The 22,376-nt window shown below is 65.9% G+C and carries 21 protein-coding genes; all 21 read right to left on the reverse strand.

Going from position 1 to position 22,376, the window contains the following annotated elements:
* Window positions 1-58 precede the first annotated feature (58 nt).
* Entirely contained in the window at window positions 59-985 is a 927-nt protein-coding gene (locus ASG92_RS12605) for an RluA family pseudouridine synthase (protein ID WP_056628736.1), read from the reverse strand.
* Window positions 978-1,550 (reverse strand): signal peptidase II, encoded by a 573-nt coding sequence (gene lspA, locus ASG92_RS12610; RefSeq protein WP_056628740.1) that lies wholly within the window; start codon window positions 1,548-1,550, stop codon window positions 978-980. Before lspA ends, ASG92_RS12605 begins: the two co-directional genes overlap by 8 nt.
* An 82-nt stretch (window positions 1,551-1,632) precedes the next feature.
* Complete coding sequence (locus ASG92_RS12615; RefSeq protein ID WP_056628742.1) at window positions 1,633-2,319, reverse strand: DivIVA domain-containing protein; 687 nt, start codon at window positions 2,317-2,319, stop codon at window positions 1,633-1,635.
* A 172-nt stretch (window positions 2,320-2,491) separates the two neighbouring features.
* A complete protein-coding gene (locus ASG92_RS12620; RefSeq protein WP_056628744.1) occupies window positions 2,492-2,779 on the reverse strand; it encodes a YggT family protein in 288 nt (95 codons plus the stop codon).
* Window positions 2,780-2,907: 128 nt separating this feature from the next.
* A complete protein-coding gene (sepF, locus tag ASG92_RS12625; protein WP_056628747.1) occupies window positions 2,908-3,438 on the reverse strand; it encodes a cell division protein SepF in 531 nt (176 codons plus the stop codon).
* A gap of 89 nt (window positions 3,439-3,527) precedes the next feature.
* Window positions 3,528-4,268, reverse strand: a complete 741-nt coding sequence (locus tag ASG92_RS12630; protein ID WP_056628750.1) for a YggS family pyridoxal phosphate-dependent enzyme — start codon at window positions 4,266-4,268, stop codon at window positions 3,528-3,530.
* Complete coding sequence (locus ASG92_RS12635) at window positions 4,261-4,950, reverse strand: polyphenol oxidase family protein (protein ID WP_056628753.1); 690 nt, start codon at window positions 4,948-4,950, stop codon at window positions 4,261-4,263. Before ASG92_RS12635 ends, ASG92_RS12630 begins: the two co-directional genes overlap by 8 nt.
* 69 nt (window positions 4,951-5,019) lie before the next feature.
* The gene (gene ftsZ / locus ASG92_RS12640) at window positions 5,020-6,252 is read right to left on the reverse strand and encodes a cell division protein FtsZ (protein WP_056628757.1); all 1,233 of its coding nucleotides are present in this window, start codon (window positions 6,250-6,252) and stop codon (window positions 5,020-5,022) included.
* Between the two features lie 187 nt (window positions 6,253-6,439).
* Window positions 6,440-7,414, reverse strand: a complete 975-nt coding sequence (locus ASG92_RS12645) for an FtsQ-type POTRA domain-containing protein (protein ID WP_056628760.1) — start codon at window positions 7,412-7,414, stop codon at window positions 6,440-6,442.
* Complete coding sequence (gene murC, locus ASG92_RS12650; RefSeq protein ID WP_056628762.1) at window positions 7,407-8,786, reverse strand: UDP-N-acetylmuramate--L-alanine ligase; 1,380 nt, start codon at window positions 8,784-8,786, stop codon at window positions 7,407-7,409. Before murC ends, ASG92_RS12645 begins: the two co-directional genes overlap by 8 nt.
* Window positions 8,783-9,883 (reverse strand): undecaprenyldiphospho-muramoylpentapeptide beta-N-acetylglucosaminyltransferase, encoded by a 1,101-nt coding sequence (gene murG / locus ASG92_RS12655; RefSeq protein ID WP_056628765.1) that lies wholly within the window; start codon window positions 9,881-9,883, stop codon window positions 8,783-8,785. Before murG ends, murC begins: the two co-directional genes overlap by 4 nt.
* A 10-nt stretch (window positions 9,884-9,893) precedes the next feature.
* On the reverse strand, window positions 9,894-11,234 hold the full coding sequence (ftsW, locus tag ASG92_RS12660; RefSeq protein WP_056628768.1) for a putative lipid II flippase FtsW: 1,341 nt from the start codon (window positions 11,232-11,234) through the stop codon (window positions 9,894-9,896).
* A gap of 2 nt (window positions 11,235-11,236) precedes the next feature.
* Window positions 11,237-12,826: a UDP-N-acetylmuramoyl-L-alanine--D-glutamate ligase gene (murD, locus tag ASG92_RS12665; RefSeq protein WP_056628771.1), complete on the reverse strand. Its 1,590-nt coding sequence runs from the start codon at window positions 12,824-12,826 to the stop codon at window positions 11,237-11,239.
* A complete protein-coding gene (gene mraY / locus ASG92_RS12670) occupies window positions 12,808-13,917 on the reverse strand; it encodes a phospho-N-acetylmuramoyl-pentapeptide-transferase (RefSeq protein ID WP_056628775.1) in 1,110 nt (369 codons plus the stop codon). The genes murD and mraY overlap by 19 nt, the downstream gene beginning before the upstream one ends.
* Entirely contained in the window at window positions 13,914-15,383 is a 1,470-nt protein-coding gene (murF, locus tag ASG92_RS12675) for a UDP-N-acetylmuramoyl-tripeptide--D-alanyl-D-alanine ligase (protein ID WP_056628778.1), read from the reverse strand. Before murF ends, mraY begins: the two co-directional genes overlap by 4 nt.
* A 6-nt stretch (window positions 15,384-15,389) precedes the next feature.
* Window positions 15,390-17,057, reverse strand: a complete 1,668-nt coding sequence (locus ASG92_RS12680; RefSeq protein ID WP_056628781.1) for a UDP-N-acetylmuramoyl-L-alanyl-D-glutamate--2,6-diaminopimelate ligase — start codon at window positions 17,055-17,057, stop codon at window positions 15,390-15,392.
* An 84-nt stretch (window positions 17,058-17,141) separates the two neighbouring features.
* Window positions 17,142-18,944: a penicillin-binding protein 2 gene (locus ASG92_RS12685; protein WP_056628801.1), complete on the reverse strand. Its 1,803-nt coding sequence runs from the start codon at window positions 18,942-18,944 to the stop codon at window positions 17,142-17,144.
* A gap of 50 nt (window positions 18,945-18,994) precedes the next feature.
* A complete protein-coding gene (locus ASG92_RS12690; protein ID WP_056628783.1) occupies window positions 18,995-19,645 on the reverse strand; it encodes a hypothetical protein in 651 nt (216 codons plus the stop codon).
* The gene (gene rsmH, locus ASG92_RS12695) at window positions 19,642-20,640 is read right to left on the reverse strand and encodes a 16S rRNA (cytosine(1402)-N(4))-methyltransferase RsmH (RefSeq protein WP_056628787.1); all 999 of its coding nucleotides are present in this window, start codon (window positions 20,638-20,640) and stop codon (window positions 19,642-19,644) included. The genes ASG92_RS12690 and rsmH overlap by 4 nt, the downstream gene beginning before the upstream one ends.
* 165 nt (window positions 20,641-20,805) lie before the next feature.
* Window positions 20,806-21,234 (reverse strand): division/cell wall cluster transcriptional repressor MraZ, encoded by a 429-nt coding sequence (gene mraZ / locus ASG92_RS12700; protein ID WP_056628790.1) that lies wholly within the window; start codon window positions 21,232-21,234, stop codon window positions 20,806-20,808.
* 442 nt (window positions 21,235-21,676) lie between these two features.
* Entirely contained in the window at window positions 21,677-22,048 is a 372-nt protein-coding gene (locus ASG92_RS12705; protein WP_056628792.1) for a DUF3040 domain-containing protein, read from the reverse strand.
* Window positions 22,049-22,376: the final 328 nt, after the last annotated feature.

A 22,376-nucleotide genomic window follows, 5' to 3' on the forward strand; every position in this document is an offset into this window, starting at 1 on the left:
CAGACATTCACCGCGACCACGCCGCCCGTCCGGGGACGGGCAGGCGGCCGCCGGGCGTTCAGGCCTTGCCGGACTCCAGGACTTCGAGCGCGTACGCCAGGTCCTCGGGGTAGTCGCTGGTGACCGTCACGCGCTCCCCCGTCCGCGGGTGGTCGAAGCCGAGTTGGCGTGCGTGCAGCCATTGGCGGGTGAGGCCGAGCGTGGCGGCCAGCCGGGGGTCGGCCCCGTAGGTCAGGTCGCCGGCACACGGGTGCCGGAGCGCGGCGAAGTGGACCCTGATCTGGTGGGTCCGGCCCGTCTCCAGGTGCACTTCCACGAGGCTCGCTTTCCCGAACGCCTCAAGGACCTCGTAGTGCGTGACCGACGGGCGGCCGTCCTCGATGACGGCGAACCGCCAGTCGTGGCCCGGATGCCGGCCGATGGGTGCGTCGATGGTTCCCTGCAGGGGGTCCGGGAGGCCCTGGACAACGGCGTGATAGACCTTGTCCACGGTGCGCTCCTTGAAGGCCCGTTTGAGGGCCGTGTACGCCTGTTCCGATTTGGCCACCACCATGACGCCGGATGTTCCGACGTCGAGCCGGTGGACGATGCCCGCCCGCTCCGGGGAGCCGGACGTCGAGATGCGGTAACCGGCGCCGGCAAGTCCGCCGACGACCGTCGGCCCCACCCAGCCGGGAGACGGATGGGCCGCGACCCCTACCGGCTTGTCGACAACCACGAAGTCGTCGTCGTCCAGCAGAATCTTCAGGCCTTCCACTACTTCCTCCACTACTTCCAGGGGATCCCGCCGCTCCGGGACCGTCACGTGCAGCACGGCGCCGGACGTGAGTTTGGCGGACTTCCCCACAGGTTTGCCGCCGCTGAGAACGTTCCCTTCGGCGATCAGCGTGGCCGCGAGAGACCGCGACATGCCCATCAGCTTGGCCAGGCCGGCGTCCACCCGGCTGCCGTCAAGCTCGTCGGGCACTACGAGGCGCTCAGACATCCTTGGCTCCGTCCCGCTTGGCCACCAGGTGGTGCGACCCGTCCAGGGCAATGCCCCGCAGCGTCAGGAGGCAGATGATGACCACCGACGAGACAACAGCCGAGTCTGCAATGTTGAAGATCGCGAAGTTGGGCAGCTGAATGAAGTCGACGACATGCCCCATGGCGAAGGACGGCTCCCGGAAGAGGCGGTCGGTCAGGTTGCCCAGCGCGCCGCCCAGCAGGAGGCCCAGGGCCAGCGCCCACCAGGCCGAACCGAGCTTGCGGAGCTGGAACAGGATGGCGACGGCCACGGCGACCATGATGATCGTAAACACCCAGGTCACGTTCTCGCCGATGGAAAAGGCGGCCCCGGAGTTCCGGATGAAGTACCAGTGCAGCACCGGCGGGAGCACGGGGATCCGTTCGCCTTCGACCATGTTGCTGGTGACCCACAGCTTGGTCAGCTGATCGAAGATGTACGCGAACGCCGCGAAGCCCGCGAACAGGAACAACAGCACGGCGCGCCGTGGCCGCGGTGAAGATGGGGCTGGGTGCGCTGCGTCAGCGGCAAGTTCGTCAGTCATGGTGCTTTCATTCGGGAACCGTTGTTAATCACAAAAGCCGGTGGCCGAGGAATCCTCAGCCACCGGCTTTCAAGAATACGTGCTAAACGGCAGCGCTGCTTTCGCCGACCTCAGGGGCAGCGACAGAACCGCGGGCGTCCAGGTCGCGCAGCTGGCCCTCGATGTAGGCCTTCAGGCGTGAGCGGTAGTCGCGCTCGAAGCCGCGGAGCTGCTCCACCTTGCGCTCCAGGACGGACCGCTGCTGCTCCAGGGCGCCGAGGATCTTGCGGGACTTCTCCTGGGCATCGTTGACGAGGCTGCTTGCCTCGATCTGTGCTTCGGCGATGATTTTGTCGCGCTGGTCCTGGCCGTCCGCAACGTGGCGGTCGTGCATCTGCTGCGCCATGGCCAGCAGGCCGGCGGCCGACTCGGAGGCGTTCTGGCCCGCGGCGGCGGGAACCTGTGCGGGGACGGCCTGCTCGGCTTCCTTCTTCTTGGCCAGTTCAGCGGCCTTGGCCTCAGCTTCGGCCTTGGCACGCGATTCGTCCTTGTCCGACTTGGCGGGCGCCGGGACCTTTTCAACCACGGGTGCGACCGCTGCGGCGGCTGCGGGCGATCCCGAACTGACCTCGGCGAGCTTCTTGCGAAGTTCGTCGTTCTCCTGGTTCAGGCGCCGCAGTTCGACGACGATTTCGTCCAGGAAGTCATCAACTTCGTCCTGGTCGTAGCCTTCGCGGAACTTGGTCGGCTGAAAGCGCTTGTTGACAACGTCTTCTGGCGTCAAAGCCATCTGGTCACCTCGTTGGTCTAGTTAGTCAGTAGGCCTTCCGGCCGTCAAAACTACGGTACCTAAATATGGTCTGGTTCCTCTAATTCAACACGGTGATGTCAAACCGGAGATTCTCCGCGCGGGCGGCGCTCCAGTTCAGGAACGGCCGTTGCGCTGCAAGCTGATATGAAAATTATGCGAATGTCTTGGTGAAGGCCATGGCCACGCTGAGGGCGATGAACAGCACCAGGAAACCAAGGTCAAGCGAGACGCCCCCGAGCCGCAGCGGCGGAATGAGCCGCCGCAGGACCTTCAGGGGCGGGTCCGTGACGGAGTACACCGCGTGGGCCGCCACCAGGGCAATGCCGCGGGGACGCCATTCGCGGGCGAACATCTGGACCCAGTCAAAGACCAGCCGGACAATCAGGGCCACGAAGATAAACAGCAGCACGATATAGACGAGCCCGAATACTATTCCCATGAGCTAACCAATATCTCCATGATTCATTCCGGATACCGCGGTGTCCTGTGGATCTTGCCTGTTTGTGCTCCCACTATTTCAGCACGGATGCCAGGCAGGTGTCCCTGCCTGGCATCCGGAGAGCCTTCTTAGCTTTGGTTGAAGAAGCTGGCGGTGGTCTCGCTGGCCTTCTTGTCGTCTCCGATGACCTCGATGTACGACGGCGACAGCAGGAAGACCTTGTTGGTCACGCGCTCAATGCTTCCGCGCAGGCCAAAAACCAGGCCGGCGGAGAAGTCAACGAGGCGCTTGGCGTCGGCCTCACCCATATCGGTGACGTTCATGATGACGGGGATGCCGTCCCGGAAGCTTTCACCGATAAGTTTGGCGTCGTTGTAGGACCGCGGGTGGATCGTGGTGATCTGCCGCAGGCCGGTCGTCTCTTCGCGGCTCGAAGCCGCTCGCTTGATGGGTGTCACGGGTGCGCGGTATTCCTCTTCGGCAGCTGGTGGCACTTCACGGACGACCTCGCGGACCGGCGCCGGTGCGCGGCGTTCCTGACGGTCATGCTCCATTGAGTGGTCCTCGTCTTTTTGCTGGGTGGAAAGCTCAGACTCGTACTGTTCATCGCCATCGGCGAGCCCAAGATAGATCATTGTCTTGCGCAGAGCGCCGGCCATGGTCGACTCCTAATCGTGTCCGTAAGCGGGCCGCCCAAAGGTCCTGACAGCATTGGAAATGCCCGCCATTCACTTCCAATACTCAGACGCTACCGCACGGCAGGGCGCGAACCGAGAATATCCGAGCCAATTCTGAGGTGTGTCGCACCGAACCGCACGGCCGCTTCGAGGTCCTGGCTCATGCCGGCGGAAATCCCCGTCGCCGCGGGGTAATCGTCCCTCAGCCGTGCTGAAATCGCCGACAGTTTCTGAAACGCCCGGTCCGGATCGGCACCCAGGGGCGCAACCGCCATGAGGCCGGCCAGCCGAAGGCCGCCGGCTTCTTCCAGCTGTTCGGCCAGCAGCGGAACGTCAGCCGGGGCTGCACCGCCCCGGTGGGCACCGGCGTCGTCCTCAAGGCTCACCTGGATAAAGCAATCGAGGCTGCCCCGCCCGGACCTTTCCTGTTCGGCTGCCATGGCCCTTTCAAGCGCCGCCACGAGCTGCGGCCGGTCCACCGAGTGGACGGCATGGGCATACCGGACCACGGTCTTGGCTTTTTTGCTCTGGAGCTGGCCGACGAAGTGCCACCTGAGGTCCAGCTCCACGAGCATGGACGCCTTCTCCGATGCCTCCTGGTCGCGGTTCTCGCCGAAGTCAGTCACTCCGAGCCCGGCCAGCCGGCGCACGTCCTCGGCGGGGTGGAACTTGCTGACAACGATCAGCCGCGGAGGATCATCGTTGCGGTCCGCTGCCGCCGTCGCCTGGGAGATCCGCCGCCTGACGGCCTCCAGACGTTGCCGGAGCTGGTCCGTCCGCGGATCGTCCCGCACCTGGTCCGCCTCAGTCATGTGCCCAGACCAGCCCGGCGAACCGCCCCGATTGGGTATCCCTGCGGTAGCTGAACAGGGTGTCGTTTTCGAGGGTGCACGGGCCCCGGTATTCGATGGGCACCCCCAGTGATTCGAGCTGGCTCGCGGCGCCAGCGGGCAGGTCGAGTGCCGGCGTCCCCCAGGATGTGGTGGACCAGGCGGAAGGCACGACGGCGGCAACGTCCGCGCGCAGCTCCGGCGGCACCTCGTAGCACCGTCCGCACACGGACGGCCCGAGCCAGGCACGGACTTCCGTGGCCCCCGCGGCGCGCATCTGCTCCACGGCGGCCGGGATGACCCCGGCGGAAACCCCCGGACGTCCCGCGTGGACGACGCCCAGCACGTGGCCGGCAGCACCGGCGCCTACGAGAACGAGGGGAATGCAGTCAGCCACCATGACAGCCAGCGGCAGGCTGCGGGACACCATGGCATCCGCCGTCGGCGCCTCACAGCTGGCGTCAACGACGGAGACATGGTTTCCATGCACCTGGTTCATGTACTGGAACCGGCGGGGCGCGATGCCCGCCGCGTGCTCCAGCTCCACCCGGCGGCGAAGGACCGACGGTGCGTCGTCGCCCACGTGCAATGCGAGATTGCCCGCCCCGGTGTCCGTGAACCCCACAGACACACCGGGCAGGACTTCAGCACGCCACAAAAACAATCAGAACACCGACAATCAGGAGAGCAACAGGCAGAGGACGGGGGGACGGCAGTGCCGTCCGGCGGCCTCCTACTTCAGGAAGTCCGGGACATCGAGGTCGTCCGAGCGGCTGCCGGACAGGTCAGGCTCAACAACCGACGGAAGGTCGACGTCGAATCCCGAGTCCGCGGGGACCGCTGACTGACGGTGCTGGCCCCAGTTGCTCAGGCCGGCCGCGCCGACTCCGGCGTGCACGGGGTGGACATGGACCTGCTGGCTGTTCGACGGCGCCTGGCTGGCCGGTGCGCTGGCCGGCACTGCCGGGCGCTGCGGGGCCGACTGCGGCAGCGACTGGTCCATGGACGGCGACGTGGCCTTGACGTCGTCGAATCCGGCGGCGATCACCGTAACCCGCGCCTCGTCGCCCAGGGCGTCGTCGATCACGGCACCGAAGATGATGTTGGCCTCGGGGTGGGCTACTTCCTGCACCAGGCGGGCTGCTTCGTTGATCTCGAACAGGCCCAGATCGGAACCGCCCTGGATGGAAAGCAGGACGCCGTGGGCACCGTCAATGGAAGCTTCCAGCAGCGGCGAGGCGATGGCCAACTCGGCGGCCTTGACCGCCCGGTCTTCGCCCCGCGCCGAACCGATGCCCATGAGTGCGGATCCCGCACCCTGCATGACCGACTTCACGTCGGCAAAGTCGAGGTTGATCAGGCCCGGCGTAGTGATCAGATCCGTGATGCCCTGGACACCGGACAGCAGGACCTGGTCCGCGGAGCGGAACGCATCCAGGACGGAGACGTTGCGGTCACTGATGGACAGCAGGCGGTCGTTGGGGATGACGATCAGGGTGTCCACTTCGTCGCGCAAGGCGTCAATGCCTGCCTCGGCGGAGCCCGCGCGGCGCCTGCCTTCGAAAGTGAACGGGCGCGTCACAACGCCGATGGTCAGCGCCCCGAGGGAGCGGGCGATACGGGCAACAACCGGCGCGCCGCCCGTTCCCGTTCCGCCGCCCTCGCCGGCAGTCACGAACACCATGTCGGCTCCGCGGAGGACTTCCTCGATCTCGTCGGCGTGATCCTCGGCCGCCTGCTTGCCGACCTCGGGGTTCGCCCCGGCACCAAGGCCGCGCGTCAGTTCGCGTCCGACGTCAAGCTTCACGTCGGCATCGCTCATCAGCAGGGCCTGGGCATCGGTGTTAATGGCGATGAATTCGACACCGCGGAGACCCACCTCGATCATGCGGTTGACTGCGTTCACGCCACCGCCGCCGATGCCGACGACCTTGATGACGGCCAAGTAATTCTGCGGAGCTGCCACGTTACGTGTCCCTTGTTCGTGTCCTATTGCGAAAACTGATGGAGTCGAGCTTGAAGTTCCGAACCTTAACCTTCGAGTTGAAGGTTATAGTTATGTCAAGTAACTCATCTGTGACGCTATTTCCTATGCTTCGTACATTCAATAACCGCCGCCGCGTGTCGTGCTAATCACCGCGAAATAGAGCGGTTCAGCGCGTCACCGGATGCCGCGGCACACTGACGTCGTAGATGTTGACGGGATTTGCCGGATCGGCCGGAACCTTGAGGAGGGCCTCCAGCACGCGTGCCTTCAGCTCCCTCTCCCCCGCATTGCCCCAAATGATCGTTTGGCCGTCCACGAGCTTCAGTTCCACGGCGTCCACCGACTTGGCCGAAGCGTTGGAGAGCCTGGCAAGGACAGTGGCGGGAAGCGCGCCAAGAACCGCGGTGGTCGCCTGGAACAGATCCTTGCCGATCGTGCCGGCTCCGCCGTCGATGACCGGCAGCTTCACCGATTCCGGATCGGCCGTGGCGCCGAGCCGCACGCCGTCCACATCCACGAGCAGGTACTCTTTGCCGCGCTTGACCAGTGCCACAGGCACCCGCTCATGCACCTGGACCACGAGGACGGAAGGCGGGTGCGCCTGGGTGGTCACCGATTTGATCTGGACGAGCGGCTTCAGCAGTGCGTTGACGTCCTCATCGCTCACCTGCGGCAGCGGCGTACCCAGAAGCGGTTTGAGTGCCGCCTGGATCTGGACCGGTTTGAGCAGCTTGGTGCCGCTGACCGTCACCGTCCGGACGGCGAGCACCGGGGAGTAGACCGCGGCCAGCAGCAGGCCCGCAACAAGGGCGGCAACGATGCACGACGCCACGATGATATTGCGCCTGAGGCGTTTGCCCTTGGGCTCGGGAAAGGCGAGAACGTTGCCCGGTTCGGCTTTGCCGCCGGACGCCTGCCCGGCCGCCTGCTTCCCGGACGCCTGCCCCGCCGCCTGCTTCCCGGACGCCTCCCCCACCGCCTGCTTCCCAGGCGCCTGCCCGGCCGGCTGAGCGGATGGCTGCACGGGTGCGCTCTTGGACGCCGAGATCACGCCCGGCTGCGTCGCCTCGCGCGATTCCGGCGCCTTGTCCCGGCTCCCCGGCCGCACGGGCTTGTAGGTGGGGCGGCGGCTGCTAGCCACTGAGGGACTCCACGATGAGGGGCCCGTAGGCGGTCACGTCCCCGGCCCCCGCGGTGAGGATGATGTCCCCCGGCTGCGCGGCGGAGGTGACAGCCTCCACGGCCGGGGCGCCGGCTTCGACCAGGCGCCCGCCGGGACCCAGGTGTTGGGCGATGAGTGCGCTGCTCACACCGGGGATGGGATCTTCCCGGGCAGGGTAGATGTCCAGCACCAGGGCGGTGTCGGCTGCGTTGAGGGCGTCGGCGAAGTCCGCGGCGAATTCCCTCGTCCTGGAGAACAGGTGCGGCTGGAAGAGCACGTGGACCTTGTGGGTGCCGGCAACAGAGCGGGCGGCCGCAAGTGCCGCGCGGACCTCCGTGGGGTGGTGGGCGTAGTCGTCGTAGACCCGCACTCCCCTGCCCTCTCCCTTGAACTCAAACCGCCGGGACGCACCGGAGAAACCTGCCAGGGCCGCGGCGGCGGAGCCTGCCTCGACGCCCAGTTCAAGTGCCACGGCCATCGCCGCCGCAGCGTTGAGCGCGTTGTGCCGCCCCGGCACCTGCAGGGTGAGGGGAAACTGCCCGGCCGCCGTCGAAATCGCGACGTCGCCGGGGCCGCCGTCGTGCAGCCTGAGGTCGGCGGCATCAGAGGTGCCGTAAAGGACAACACGGGTGTTTCCGCGTTCACGTGTGCGGAGGGCCAGCGCCAGCGCTCCGGCGTCGTCCGCGCACGCCACCAGCACGCCTTCCGGGGGCAGCAGGGCCGTGAAGCGGTCGAACGATTCGTACACTGCCTCGGCCGTGCCGTAATGGTCCAGGTGGTCCGGTTCAACGTTCGTGACGACGGCGATCCGCGGGCGGTAGTTCAGGAACGACCCGTCGGATTCGTCGGCCTCAGCCACGAACACGTTGGTACTGCCGTTCGCGGCGTTGACGCCGAGCGCCGGGACGTTGGCGCCGATGGCGAAGGAGGGATCCAGGCCGGCGCCCTGCAGCAGCACGGTGATCATGGACGTCGTGGTGGACTTCCCGTGCGTGCCGGCCACGGTGACCACGAGGTCGTCGGCCATGGTGGCCGCCAGGGCCTCGGAGCGGTGCAGGACCGGAAGCCCGGCAGCCCTCGCGGCGGCAAGTTCGGGGTTGTCAGCGCGAATGGCGGAACCTGCCACGACGGTCTGGGCGTCGCCCAGGTTCGCCGCGGCGTACCCGACCGAAACTTTCGCTCCGGCTGCCGCGAGGTCTGCCATCACCGGCAGGTCCTTGGCATCGGATCCGCTCACCGGCACGCCGCGGGCCACCATAATCCTGGCCACGGCGGACATGCCCACCCCGCCGATCCCGATGAAGTGCACGCGGCCAAGCGCGTCCTGGCGAAGTGGGCCGTTGCTGGTCATTTGGATACCGCTTCCAGTACAAGATCGGCCATGAGCCGATCGGCATTCCTGATGCCGAGGTTTTCGGAGTTCGCCGCCATGGAGCCGAGCCTGGCCCGGTCCGTGAGCAGCGGAATGAGCTGGGTCCGGACCCAGTCGGGGGTGAAGTCCCGGTCCGCCACCATCAGGGCGCCCCCGGCCTTCACGAGTCCGTCCGCGTTCAGTGCCTGCTCGCCGTTGCCGATGGGCAGCGGCACGAAGACTGCAGGAACGCCGACGGCGGCCACCTCGCTCACCGTGGCCGCTCCGGCCCGGGCGAGCAGCAGGTCCGCCGCGGCGTAGACCGTTTCCATGCCGTCCACGTATTCGCGCTGCCGGTAGCCGTCGGCCTGCAGGGGATTGCCTCCGCTGTCCTCAACCGACTTTCCACGTCCGGTGATGTGGAGCGTCTGAATTCCTGCGTCCGCCAAGGCCTGGAGGGAGGCGGCCACCGTCCGGTTGATGCTTTGGGCTCCGGACGAGCCGCCGGTCACGATCAGCACCGGCTTGTCCGGCTGCAGGCCCAGGGCGCCGATGGCGTTGTCGCGCGCGGTGGCCCGGACCAGCGCGGAGATTTCACGGCGCATCGGCATGCCGACATGCCGGGCGTTCTTCAGCGGCGTGCCGGCGAAGGCCACGGCCACGTGCCTGCTCAGCCGCGCACCCACCCTGTTGGCCAGGCCGGGCCGGGTGTTGGCTTCGTGGATGACGATCGGAATCCTGCGCCTCCAGGCGGCCAGGTACATCGGCGTGCAGACGTAACCCCCGACTCCAACGAGGACGTCCGCCTTGGCGTCATCGAGGATGCGTCCGGCCTGCTTCACGGCACCGGCCAGGCGGCCGGGCAGGCGCAGGAGGTCCACGGAGGGCCGGCGCGGAAACGGGACACGGTCAATGGTGGCGAGCTCCAGGCCCGCGGCCGGAACCAGCCGGGTCTCCATGCCGGCGGAGGTTCCCACGGCCAGCAGCCGGGCATCGGGACGCGCATCACGGATGGCGGCGGCGATGGCCAGTAGCGGATTTATATGGCCTGCCGTTCCGCCGCCGGCGAGGACCACGGACAATGACTCGGTTTTCATCAGGTGCTGTTTACGCTTTCGTACGGGGTTTCTTGCGTCCGGGCTTCCGGAGCGGGCCGAGCAGTTTCCGGGGCCGAAGGTTGGGCGCCATCTGGACCCGGGCCAGTGACAACACTACGCCGATTGCGCAGAGCGACATGAGCAGGGCCGATCCGCCGTAGGAAATGAACGGCAGCGGAACACCAATCACCGGGACCAGGCCTGTGACCACTGCCATGTTGACCGTTGCCTGGCCCAGCAGCCACACCATGATGGTGCCTGCGAGGACCCGGTGGAACAGGTCCTCCTGCGCCACCACCACACGGTAGATCGCGGCGCCCAGGATGGCGAAGAGAATCAGTACGACGACGGTCCCCACCAGCCCGAGTTCCTCGCCGATGATGGCGAAGATGAAGTCGTTGTGGGCTTCGGGGATCCAGCTGTACTTCTGCCGGCTCTGCCCGAGCCCGACGCCGAACCAGCCGCCGGAGGCCAGCCCGTACAGGCCGTTGGTTGACTGGTAGTTGGCGTCGGTGCCGTCACCGCAGGACTGTCCCGTCCACCACGAGGTAATGCGGCACATGCGGTTTGAGCTGGTCATGGCCATGACCGCCGTCGCTGCCATGCCGGCGATCGCCGCGAAGCCGAACAGGTACAGCCGCACGCCGGCGAAAAACAGGGCCGCGGCCATGATCATCATGATGATCATGCCGGTGCCAAGGTCGTTGCCGGCAAGAACCAGTCCGATGACGCCCAGCGCGAGCGGGACCACCGGGATGACGGCATGCTGCCAACGCTGGAGCAGCCGCGATTTTTTGGCCAGCACCGTGGCCATCCACAGCGCCAGGGCAAGCTTGGCCGCCTCGGACGGCTGCAGGGTGAAGAACGGGCCCACCTCGATCCAGTTCTTGTTGCCGTTGACGCTGGTGCCGATCAACAGGACCAGCCCGAGCAGGCCGTACGCCAGGATGATGCCCGGCCACGCAAGGCGCTTCAGCCAGACCACGTTGATCCGGGACAGCATGAACATCAGGAAGATGCCGATCCCCGCGAACAGCCCCTGCTTGAGGGCAGCCGTGTAGGGCGACTCCCCCGCCGCGATGGCCTCCACGCTGGATGCCGAGAGCACCATCATGATGCCGATGGCCGTCAGGGCGAGGGTGGTGCCAAGGATGAGGTAGTACGTTGAGCCGTTGCGCGACTTCCCGGTTCCCTCAAGGGCTGACCAGAAAGTGCGGTACCAGCGCAGCAGCCCGGCAACCGCAGGAGGCTTCGGCCCCGGGTCTTTGCCGGCGGTCTTCACGGCAGCCCCACGAGCCGTGTCCGCGGTTCGCGCTCTGGCGGCCGCGGGACGTGTGGGCGTGCTGACCATTCTTACTCCTTGCCGGTCTGGGCCTGCCCTTCCACGAGCTCGCGGACTGCTTCGATGAAGGCGTCGCCACGGTGAGCATAGGAAGAGAACTGATCCATGGAAGCAGCCGCCGGGGCCATGAGCACAGTGTCACCCGAGGTGGCAAGCTGCGCCGCCGAAGCGACGGCCCGTGCCATCACTTCCTCACCGGTCTCTGGCGAAGCCGGCGCGGCGTCATGTCCGGTTCCGGCAGGCTGCACCATTTCAGTGTGGCCCGTGGCCGGCCGTATGACGGGGACATCGGGAGCGTGTCGCTGCAGGGAGTCTTCCAGTGCCGCCGTGTCGGTGCCGATGAGCACCACGCCCTTGAGCCGGCCGGAGTTGTCGCGCACGAGTTCGTCGTAGTTGACGCCCTTGGACAGGCCGCCGGCGATCCAGACCACCGGGTCGAAGGCGGACAGTGATGCGGCTGCGGCGTGCGGATTGGTGGCTTTTGAGTCGTTGATCCAGAGCACGCCGTTCTGCTTGGCCACGGGCTGGATGCGGTGGCTTCCCGGAATGTAGGCCCTCAGCCCCTGCCTGACATGCTCGGGCTTGAGCCCGTAGGCCCGCACCAGCCCGGCGGCCGCCAGCGCGTTGGCCACCATGTGGCGCGGAGCCACCGGTCCGAGATCCGACATCGACGCCAGCTCGGCAGCGCTGTCCTTGCGCTCGGCGATGAACGCCCGGTCCACCAGCAGGCCCTCGACGACGCCCAGCATGCTGATGGCCGGGGTGAGGGTGGTGAAGCCGACGGCGCGGCAGCCTTCCACGACATCCGCGTTCTCCACCATGCGTTCGGTTTCGATCTGCTCGGCGTTGTAGATGCAGGCTTTCTGGGTGTGTTCGTAAATCTTTGCCTTGTCGGCGAGGTACGACGTGTACGAGCCGTGCCAGTCCACGTGGTCCTCGGCCACGTTGAGGCAGACACTCGCCACGGCGGACACGGATTCGCACCAGTGCAGCTGGAAGCTGGAAAGCTCCACCGCCAGGACGTCGTATTCGACCGGATCCCGAAGGGCGTCGAGGATGGGGGTGCCCACGTTTCCGACGGCCAGGGCCTTGAGCCCGGCTGCGCGCAGCATCGATTCGGTCAGGCCGACCGTCGTCGTCTTTCCGTTCGTGCCGGTGATGGTCAGCCAGTCAGCCGTCTTGCGGCCCTCGCGGACGCGCAGGCGCCAGGCGAGCTCGACGTCGCCCCACACCGGGATGTGCGCGCGCTTGGCGGCCGCCAGCAGGGCCTGGTCCGGCCGCCAGCCCGGCGACGTCACGATCAGGTCCGGCTTCATTCCGTCGATCTTCGGCACGGAGCGGACGGCGCTTTCGCCCAGCAGAACATCCACGGCTCCGACGATCCTGAGGGTATCCGCCTTGGCGTTGGCGATGTCGGTGGCGGAGGCATCCACCACCACCACACGGGCTCCCAGCTCAATCAGTGTGTCCGCAGCAGCGAAGCCTGAGACGCCGATTCCGGTGACCACCACGCGAAGTCCGGCCCAGTCGGAGTCCCAGCTGACGAGGTCTTTGAGCCTGTCGGCGGCGGATTCGTTGCTGCTCACAGCAGGACCACCCATTCTGCGTAGAAGATGCCCAGACCCGCGGCCACGAAAAGTCCGGCCAGTATCCAGAACCGGACAACGACGGTGACTTCCGCCCAGCCCTTGAGTTCGAAGTGGTGCTGCAACGGAGCCATCTTAAAGAATCTCTTGCCCTTGGTGATCTTGAAGTAGCCCACCTGAATGATGACCGAGAGCGTGATGAGCACGAACAGGCCACCGATGAAGGCGAGCAGCAGTTCGGTGCGCGACAGGATGGCGAACCCGGCGATGGCCCCGCCGATGGCCAGGGATCCTGTGTCGCCCATGAAGATCTTGGCGGGTGAGGTGTTCCACCACAGGAAGCCGACCAGCGCCGCGCTCATGATGGCGGCAAGCAGCGCGAGGTCCAGCGGGTCCCGCACGGAGTAACAGCCGCTCCCGGCCTGGCGGGGCGAACCACACGCCTGGTTGCTCTGCCAGATGCCCATCAGGGTGTATGCGCCGAAGACCATCACCGCGGCGCCCGCGGCCAGTCCGTCCAGCCCGTCCGTCAGGTTGACGCCGTTCGTGGCGGCGGTGACGATCAGGTTGGACCAGAGCACAAAGAGGATCGCGCCGAGCACCGAGCCGCCGAAGGCGAGGTCCAGCCACGGGATGTCGCGGACCAGGGAAATCTTGGTGGACGCCGGGGAGAGCCCGTCCGGGTCCGGGAAGTACAGCGCCAGCACGGCAAAGATGACGCCCACGGCGGCCTGGAGAATCAGCTTGGCCTTGGCGTTCAGGCCGAGGCTGCGCTGGCGGGAGATCTTGATGAAGTCGTCCAGGAAACCGACCAGGCCCATGCCCACCATGAGGAACAGGAGGAGCAGGGCGGACGCCGACGGGCCCGCCGATCTGGGGTTCAGGAGCCACATGATGAGGTGCGTCAGTCCGTAGCTGGCCAGGACCGCCCCCACAACGACGGCGCCGCCCATGGTGGGCGTGCCGCGCTTTGTGTGGTGTGACGTGGGGCCGTCGTCCCGGATGAACTGGCCGTAGCCCTTGCGGACCAGCAGACGGATGAACAGCGGAGTTCCTACCAATGCCATCAGCAGGGCCAGGCCAGCGCCGATAAGAAGTGCAATCACAGCAGCTCGCTCCCTTCGTTGGCAGTTGCGCGGTTTTGTGGGGGCAATGCTATCCGATCGCCCAAATGGCGAAGTCCGATGCTGTTAGAGGATTTGAACAGCACCAGGTCGCCGGGTTCGAGCTGCGCCTGGAGCAGGTCATAGGCTTCGTCCGCGGTCTCCGCAAAGACGCATTCGTCGCCCCAGGACCCTTCCTGGACGGCCGATACGTACAGCGACCGCGCCTCCCGCCCCACTACCACCAGGCGTGAGATGTTGAGCCGGACCACCTGGGTGCCCACGGCGGTGTGCTCGCGGATGGAATCCTCGCCAAGTTCGAGCATGGCTCCGAGGACGGCCCAGGTCCGGCGCCCCTGGCCGAGGTCGGCAAGGGTCCGGAGTGCTGCCCGCATGGATTCAGGGTTGGCATTGTATGCGTCGTTGATGACGGTGACGCCGTCTGGCCGCTCCGTCCGTTCCATGCGCCAGCGGCTGGCGGCGGCCTGCGAGCTGAGTGAATCGCCGATGTGTGCGGCCGGGATGCCGGCAGCATGCGCGGCGGCTGCTGCCGCGAGCAGGTTTGAGACATGGTGTTCTCCGATAAGCCTGCTGCTCACCCGGACAGCCGCCTCCCCCGGCAGTTCAAGGTCGAACTCGGGGTGGCCGGACGCGTTCGTGTCCAGGTGTTCGGCACGGACAACGGGTCCGCTGGCTTCGGCATTCCGGGCAGAGAAGCCGAGCACGGCGGCGGGAGTGCGCTTCGCCATGGCGGCAACCCGCGGATCGTCCAGGTTCAGGACGGCGGTACCGGTGGCGCTTAGTGCTTCCACGAGCTCGCCCTTGGCGGCGGCAATATTCTCGACGCCGCCGAATTCGCCGGCATGTGCCGTTCCCACGCCCAGCACGACGCCGATCTCCGGGGCGACCATCTCGGCCAGGTACCGGATGTGCCCGATGCCGGTGGCGCCCATTTCGATGACGAGGAACCGGGTGTCGAAACCTGCCTGGAACACGGTGAGGGGAACTCCCACCTCACCGTTGTACGACCCCCGGGGCGACACCGTGTTGGCTTCCGTGGAGAGGATCCCGGCCAGCAGGTCCTTCGTGGTGGTCTTGCCTGCCGAACCGGTGATGCCGATGACGGTGAGCTGTTCGCCGGTGGCCTCGCGGCGGGCCCGGATCCGCCGGACCTGCTCCGCTGCCATGGCGCCCATGGCCAGTACGGCGTCGTCGACGATCACCGACGGATATATCCGGCCGGCGTCATCGGCGATTTCGCGTTCGGCGAGGGCCAGCACAGCGCCTTTGGCGAACGCCGCGCCCACGAACGCGTGACCGTCAGCGTTTTCGCCCGCCTTGGCCACGTACAGCGAACCGTTGATGGCTTCGCGCGAGTCGGTCACCACGGATCCCGGGGTGACGTCGGGGTCGGCAAGCAGGCGGCCGTTGGTGATTTCGGCGATTTCCGCCGCAGTTAGTGCAATCATGTCGGTCTAGGACTCTATCCGGTCGTCTTCAAGAACGGTGAATCCTCGTGCCGTCAAGGCGTTCCGGAGCTCCACCCTGTCGTCGAGGGCAAGGTTGACTCCCTTGACCTCCTGCCATACTTCGTGTCCGCGCCCGGCTATGAGGATGGTGTCCTCCGGAGCCGCCAATTCGACTGCCTCTCGGATGGCGGCGTCGCGGGGGAAGACCTCCATGATGCGGCAATCGAGCTGTTCTGCCTCTTTGGCGTCGGTTGCTCCGACCAGCACGTCCGCACGGATCGCCGCGGCGTCCTCATCGTGGGGGTCGTCGTCGCTGATGATCACGACGTCGGCAAGCCGGGCCGCTATGGCTCCCATGGCCGGCCGCTTCCCCTGGTCGCGCTGTCCGGTGGCGCCGAAAACCACGATGACCTTGGAGGCGGGGTCCGTGGACCGGACGGCCTCGAGGGCACGCGCCAAGGCATCGGGATTGTGCGCGAAGTCCACCACGGCTGCGGGCTTTGCGGACACGAGCTGCATCCTGCCCGGCACGGCCACGGTGAAGGGGTCGCTGGTGTCCAGCGCCGCCTGGACGTCTGCCGCATCCGCACCGCCTGCCAGCACCATGGCAAGCGCCAGAGCGGCGTTGGAGACATTAAATGCGCCGGGCAGCCCCGTGTGGACGCGCAGCTCCGTGCCGGTCCTGCCGCGGAGGGTGAATTCCGTGCCAAGGCCCCTTGGCCGCGGATCGGCCACGATCCAGTCGGCGTCGGGCGCCTCAACCGTGCCCGTCTGCCGGCCGCCCGGCTGCAGGGTGCCGAGGGTGGTGACCGGGAGCCCTGCCTCGGCGGCGAGACGGCGTCCCCATTCGTCGTCGACCGTCACGACGGCGGCGCGGGCGCGCTCCGCGGTGAAAAGCTCTGCCTTGGTCCGGAAGTAGTCGTCCATGGTGCCGTGCAGGTCCAGGTGGTCCTGGGTCAGGTTGGTGAATCCGACGACGTCAAAGACCACGGCGTCCACGCGGCGGAAGGACACGGCGTGCGAGGACACTTCCATGGACGCTGCATCCAGGCCGCGCTCCCGCATCAGGGCGAGCAGGGCATGGATGTCGGTGGACTCAGGCGTGGTGAGGAGGCTGGGAATCGGTTTGCCGCCGGCCACTATCTCTATGGTGCCGATCAGTCCGGTCTTCTTGCCCAGTGCCTGCAGCAGGGCGTTGACAAAGTACGTCGTGGTCGTCTTGCCATTGGTGCCCGTGACGCCGAAGAGCGCGGGGGAAGGGCTGTCAGCGGCCTGGCTTCGGTAGATCAGCGCGGAAAGCCGTCCCACCACCGCGCGTGGCTGGTCCACTACGAGCACGGGCACGGAGATATCGGGCGACAATGCGAGGAGCCGGGCGCCGGCGTCGTCCGTCAGGACGGCAACCGCTCCGGCTTCGATCGCCGGAGTGGCGAAGTCGGCGCCGTGGCGGGCCGCACCGGGCAATGCGACGTACAGGTCTCCCCGCTCCACCGTGCGCGAATTGAGCGAGATGCCGGTAACGGGGACTGACGCCGAGGCTCCGGCCACAGTGACACCGACCGACTGGCCGATGACACCCAGCTCGACTGCGGCGACGGCCGTGGGCCGGAATCCGCTGAGGGACTCCTCTCCGTCCGGGGCATCGGCAGTGCCGGGGGCATTGTGCTCTGACAAGTGGATCTCCGTTGGTACTAGTGGACCAACGGACACGACAGAACGGTTTGTTCAGGTGCGCCGCGGTCTTTGTTAGCGGGCGTGCTACTTGGCGTACTGCGGCAGCCTGGCCGGTTCACCGGTGGACGGCGGAACGTTGTACGTCCGCAGTACCTGGCTCATGACCGAGCGGAACACAGGCCCGTTGGTGATTCCATAAATGGATCCCTTGGGCCGCTGCAGGACCACCTCAACAATAAACCGCGGATCGTCCATCGGCGCCATTCCCAGGATAGAAGCGGTGTAGCCGCAGAACCCGGCTGTTCCGTCGTCGCATGGCGATTCGGATGTTCCTGTCTTGGCGCCGACCCGGTAACCGTCGAGGGCCGCTTCCTTGATTTCGCCCTCGGTCACGGCGCTTTCAAGCATGTCCCGGACCTGTTTGGCTGTGTTTTTGGAGACGATCTGGCGGGACGGTTTGGCCGGCACCTTCTCTTCGCTGCCGTCCGGACTGATGTAGCTATCGATAAGCCGCGGCTGCAGCATGACTCCGTCGTTGGCAATTGTCTGGTAAGCACGCACGGTCTGCAACGTCGACTGGGACACGCCCTGGCCAAACAGGACAGTGTATTGCTGTCGGTCATCCCACTGCGCCGCCGGAGTCAGAATGCCTTTCGCTTCAGCGGGAAGTCCGATGTCCGGCGCCTCCCCGATGCCGAACTTCTGCAGCCAGTCATGCCGCTGGTCCCTGGTCAGGCGGCTGCCCGCCATCACGGTTCCTGTGTTCATGGAGTAGCCGATGATGCCGGCGAGGGTCCGTTTCTCTGTTCCGTGGGAAAACGCGTCATCGAATTGCTGGCCGTCGATCACCAGGGACGGCGGGATCGTGAAGGTGTCCAGCGGGCTGGACTTGCCTTCCTGGATCAGCGCGGCGGTTGTGAGTGGCTTCTCCACGGATCCGGGCTCGTACGCTGCGGTCACGGACCGCACGCCCCGGTCCTTCGCCGCCACCTTGCCGGGATCGTTGGGATCAGGGGCGTTGGTATCCGCCATCGCAATGATGTTGCCGGTCTTCACGTCGGACACGATGATGACGCCCCATTCGGCGCTGAGCTTGTCCGACTGGCTCTGGATCGCCTGCTGCGCGAAGTACTGGATATCGGAGTTCAGGGTGAGTTTGACGTCCTTGCCGTCCTGCGCCGGTGTCAGCTGGTCCACTCCCACCGGGATGCGGAGGCCGTCGGCGCCGATCTCAAACAGGCGCTTGCCCGGAGTCCCCCTCAGGATTTCGTCCTGGGTCTGTTCCAGTCCGGCCTGGCCTGTGGTGCCGTTCTCCAGGAAGCCCACGATGCCGCCGGCCACCGAACCGTTGGGGTAGACGCGCTTGCTGGTTCCTTCGGAGAGGATGCCGGGGATCTGCAGATTGGACACGCGGTCCTCGACGTCTGGCTTGAGGTCCTTTGCCACGACGTAGTAGGTCCGCTCACCCGTGACGGCCTTCCGGACGTCCTGTGTATCCATGCCCAGGACGTCGGCGAGCTCGGAAATCCCCTGGTCCCGGGATACCGTAACCAGCTCTTCCTTGCCGTTTACCGTTTCAAGCCGCTTGAAGGATTCCGTCTTGGTGTTGACAGCCTGGTCAACCGTGATGTTGTAGCGGATGACGCTGTTGGCCAGCACCGTGCCGTTTTCATCGACAATGCTACCGCGCTCCGCGGGGAGCACGGTGGGCCGCAACCGGTTATCAAGGGCGGCTTCAGCCATGCCGCCGACGTCGAGGCCCTGGACCAGGAAGAGCTTTCCGCCGACCACGAGGAGCAGGGCCAGCATGATGCTCAGGCCGAGGCGGAGTCTCTTAGTGGCGTTTGGGACTTTCTGCCTGCCTGCCTTGCCGGTGCCTTGCGCCACGATCATCCCTTACTGCCTGCCTTGCCGGCTAGTCGCCGCATCCGTCCCAGTTACTGCCCCGGTGCTTTTTGTTCCGGCGCCGGGATGGTGCCTCCGTTGAGGACCGCCGCCGGCTTCGCTGCAGCCGCGGGGGTCTTAGCCTTCTTGCTGTCCGCGGACTTCTTGCTGTCCTCGGCCTTCCCGCTGCCCGCGGGCCTCCTGCTTTCCAGCGGATCGTTGGTGCTCGCCGGCGGGACAACGTTCAGCTGGCCCGGGACTGCCGGAGCGGCAATCACGGCACCTGCGGAGTCGCCCTTGACCGCCGGCTTGGCCTTTCCGCTGACAGTCAATGTGGACAGATCAATCTGGCCCTTGCCGGTGGAAGCAACCATGCCCAATTGTGAGGCCTTGGCAGCGAGATTCTGGGGAGCCTCGAAGTTTTGGACCTGCTGTGTCAGATCCTGGTTCTGCTTCGTGAGCGCCGTCTGCTCGCTGCGGAGCTTTACGAGCTGATACTGGGCCGTGGACACGGAGATATTGAGGACCAGGACCGCCATGAGCGCCACCGCGAGCATCCCAAAGCAGAGAACCACGAAGGGAGCACGGCGTTTCCTGGGCATCGAGCGGACCAGCGACAGCGGGGTCCGCGCCTTGCGTGCGCTTTCCTCCTGAACGCTCCGGCCGGACGTGAGGGTGAGGTTCTTGACAGCTGCGGTGCTCATGCGGCTCTCCTGGCTCTGATGCGTTCCACGGCGCGCAGCCGGGCTGAAGCTGCGCGCGAATTCTCCGCGATCTCGACGGCGGTAGGCACCTCGGTGCCTTTGGTCAGGGTCTTGAGTTCGGCTTTGTGCTCTTCGAGCTCCACCGGGAATCCGAGCGGAGCGGACGACTTGGAACGCGCCTGGAAGACGCTTTTGACGATCTTGTCCTCCAGGGAGTGATACGACATGACGACAATCCGACCGCCCAGGGCGATGGCTTCCACCGCCGCCGGGACCGCACGCTCGAGAACTTCGAGTTCCTCGTTGACCTCGATCCGGAGCGCCTGGAACGTTCGCTTCGCGGGGTGCCCGCCGGATTTGGCAGCCCCCGCCGGAACAACAGCCCGGATGGTTTCCACCAGTTCGCCGGTGGTGGCGAAAGGCTTCACGGCCCGGGCCGCGACAATCCGGTTGGCAATGCGGCCGGCGAACTTCTCCTCGCCCCACTTGCGGATGATCCTGACCAGGTCCTCTTCGCTGTAGTTGTTGACCACGTCCGCCGCCGTCTGCCCGCGGCTGGTGTCCATCCGCATGTCCAGGGGCGCGTCGAAGGAGTAGGCAAAGCCCCGTTCGCGCTCATCGAGCTGCAGGGAGGAGACGCCGAGGTCCATCAGGATGCCGTGGACCTCGGGAATGCCGAGGTCCGCCAGGACATCGGCGATTTCGTCGTAGACCGCATGGACAAGGTCCGTGCGGGCGGCGAAGGGCTTGAGGCGCTCACCGGCCAGGGCCAGCGCTTCTTCATCCCGGTCAATCCCGATCAGGTGGAGGTCCGGGAAGCGCTGGAGCATCGCCTCGGAATGTCCGCCCATGCCCAGCGTGGCGTCAATGGCCACCGGGGTCTCGCCCCGCTGGCGTGCTGCTTCGAATCCCGGTGCCAACAGATTAATGCACCGGTCCTTCAGGACCGGCACATGGCGTTCGGACGTAGGTTTGGCCTGGTCGTGTTCGTTCATACCTTCGTCCTTCCTGGAGCGCCTCGCGTGGTTTCTTGGGCCAGATCCCCATCCGCGCCTATCCTCATGGCGGCCTGGCTCCGGGGAAGTGAGCCAGGAAGTCGATTGGATGGGCGGCTGGAGATCTCGTCCAAGAAACAGGGTGGGATGTTTCGTGCCGGCATCTTAGAGAATGCCGGCGATGGGGTTGTCGGTTTCGGAGAAGGAGGTTTCCTTCTCCGCGAGGTACTCATTCCAGGCGTGGGCATCCCAGATCTCAGCGCGGGTGCCGGCACCGATCACTGCCAGCTCCCTGCCAAGCCCTGCGTACTCCCGGAGCGCGGGAGGGATAGTCACGCGCCCCTGCTTGTCAGGCACCTCGTCCGAGGCTCCAGAGAGAAAGACCCGGATGTAGTCACGAGCTTGCTTATTGGAGATGGGAGCCTCCCGGATCTGCTCGTGAACGTTCGCGAATTCCTGCTCGCTGAAGACGTAGATGCAGCGCTCCTGGCCTCGCGTGAGAACAAGTCCGCCGGCAAGCTCCTCACGGAACTTCGCAGGAAGAATGATCCGCCCCTTTTCGTCCAGACGCGGCGAGTGTGTCCCCAGGAACACGTCCCCACCGCCCGTCTGCCGTCAGAAGCCGAACAACCCCCGCGCTGCCACTACCCTCTTACCGGCTCCACTTTACTCCACTTCACCCCCCCGTCAACGCAACACGGGTATTTCTCTGTCGGTTGGACAAACTTGTTCCGCTAAATATCGCGGGTTTCGCGCGGGGGTGGGAAGTGGAGGGAAAATCGTCGCGCCGGCACGGAAGCGGCAGCAACGACCGGCCCCTTCCATTCCACGAGCCACAGGCCCGGCGACGGACCGGATGCGCCGGCCGGACGTCGCGGCAGTCCAGGGCCGGAAACTCCAGGGTTAAAAACGAAAGACCCGCCGGAAGCGGGTCTCTTGTTCAGGCCTGGTCGTGAACCGGTGACGCTAAGTGGAGGCTGCGCAGAAATCGAGGTGGTGCGAAGTGGAGGTGGTGCGAAGTGGAGTGCCGGAAGGCTCAGGACTCCCCGCGGCGCCTTTCGTCCCAGCGCTCTTCGAGGCTGTTCATGAAGGAACTCTTGCCTTTTGACTTCTTGCCCCGTCCGGCAGTCTTTGCCTTGCCCGCCGCAGCGCTGCGCATCGTGGCAAAGTAGACCCCGGCCCCCATGACGACAAATCCGAGGACACCGACGAAGATGTTCTGCAGGGAAACCCCCACGAGGAGGAGCAAAACTCCTACCAGCGTGGCCAGTACGCCAATCACAATGTGCCGGGTAGACCATGTGCGGCCCGGATCCGAGCCCATGGAATTGGCAAACTTGGGATCGTCCTCATGCAGTTGCCTCTCGAGTTGCTCGAGCAGCTTCTGTTCGTGCTCCGAGAGCGGCATCACGACCTCCTTAAGTAGGCCAACGTCCGGACTGGTCGGGACCAGTTCTTTCTGCCACGTCAACGACCGGCATGCTGTACAGGTTCCCGGCCTCCCGACATTGGCAGATCCATGGATCCAAGCATACGGACGCGGGCGGGTCAGGTGATCCACACATGTCCAGACGTTCGAAATCTTTGTATATCTAAGGATAGTTTGTTGGGCGCCGATCTGAAAGACGCCGACGAGACTCACCAATAGTGCTCGCGAAACGGGGTGCATGCCTCATTTGAGAAACGCTCGCGAAATCACGGGCCGCTACGGGCACGGCGGTGACGATGAGGGATGG

It is taken from the genome of Arthrobacter sp. Soil736 (assembly GCF_001428005.1).
Lineage (GTDB): Bacteria > Actinomycetota > Actinomycetes > Actinomycetales > Micrococcaceae > Arthrobacter.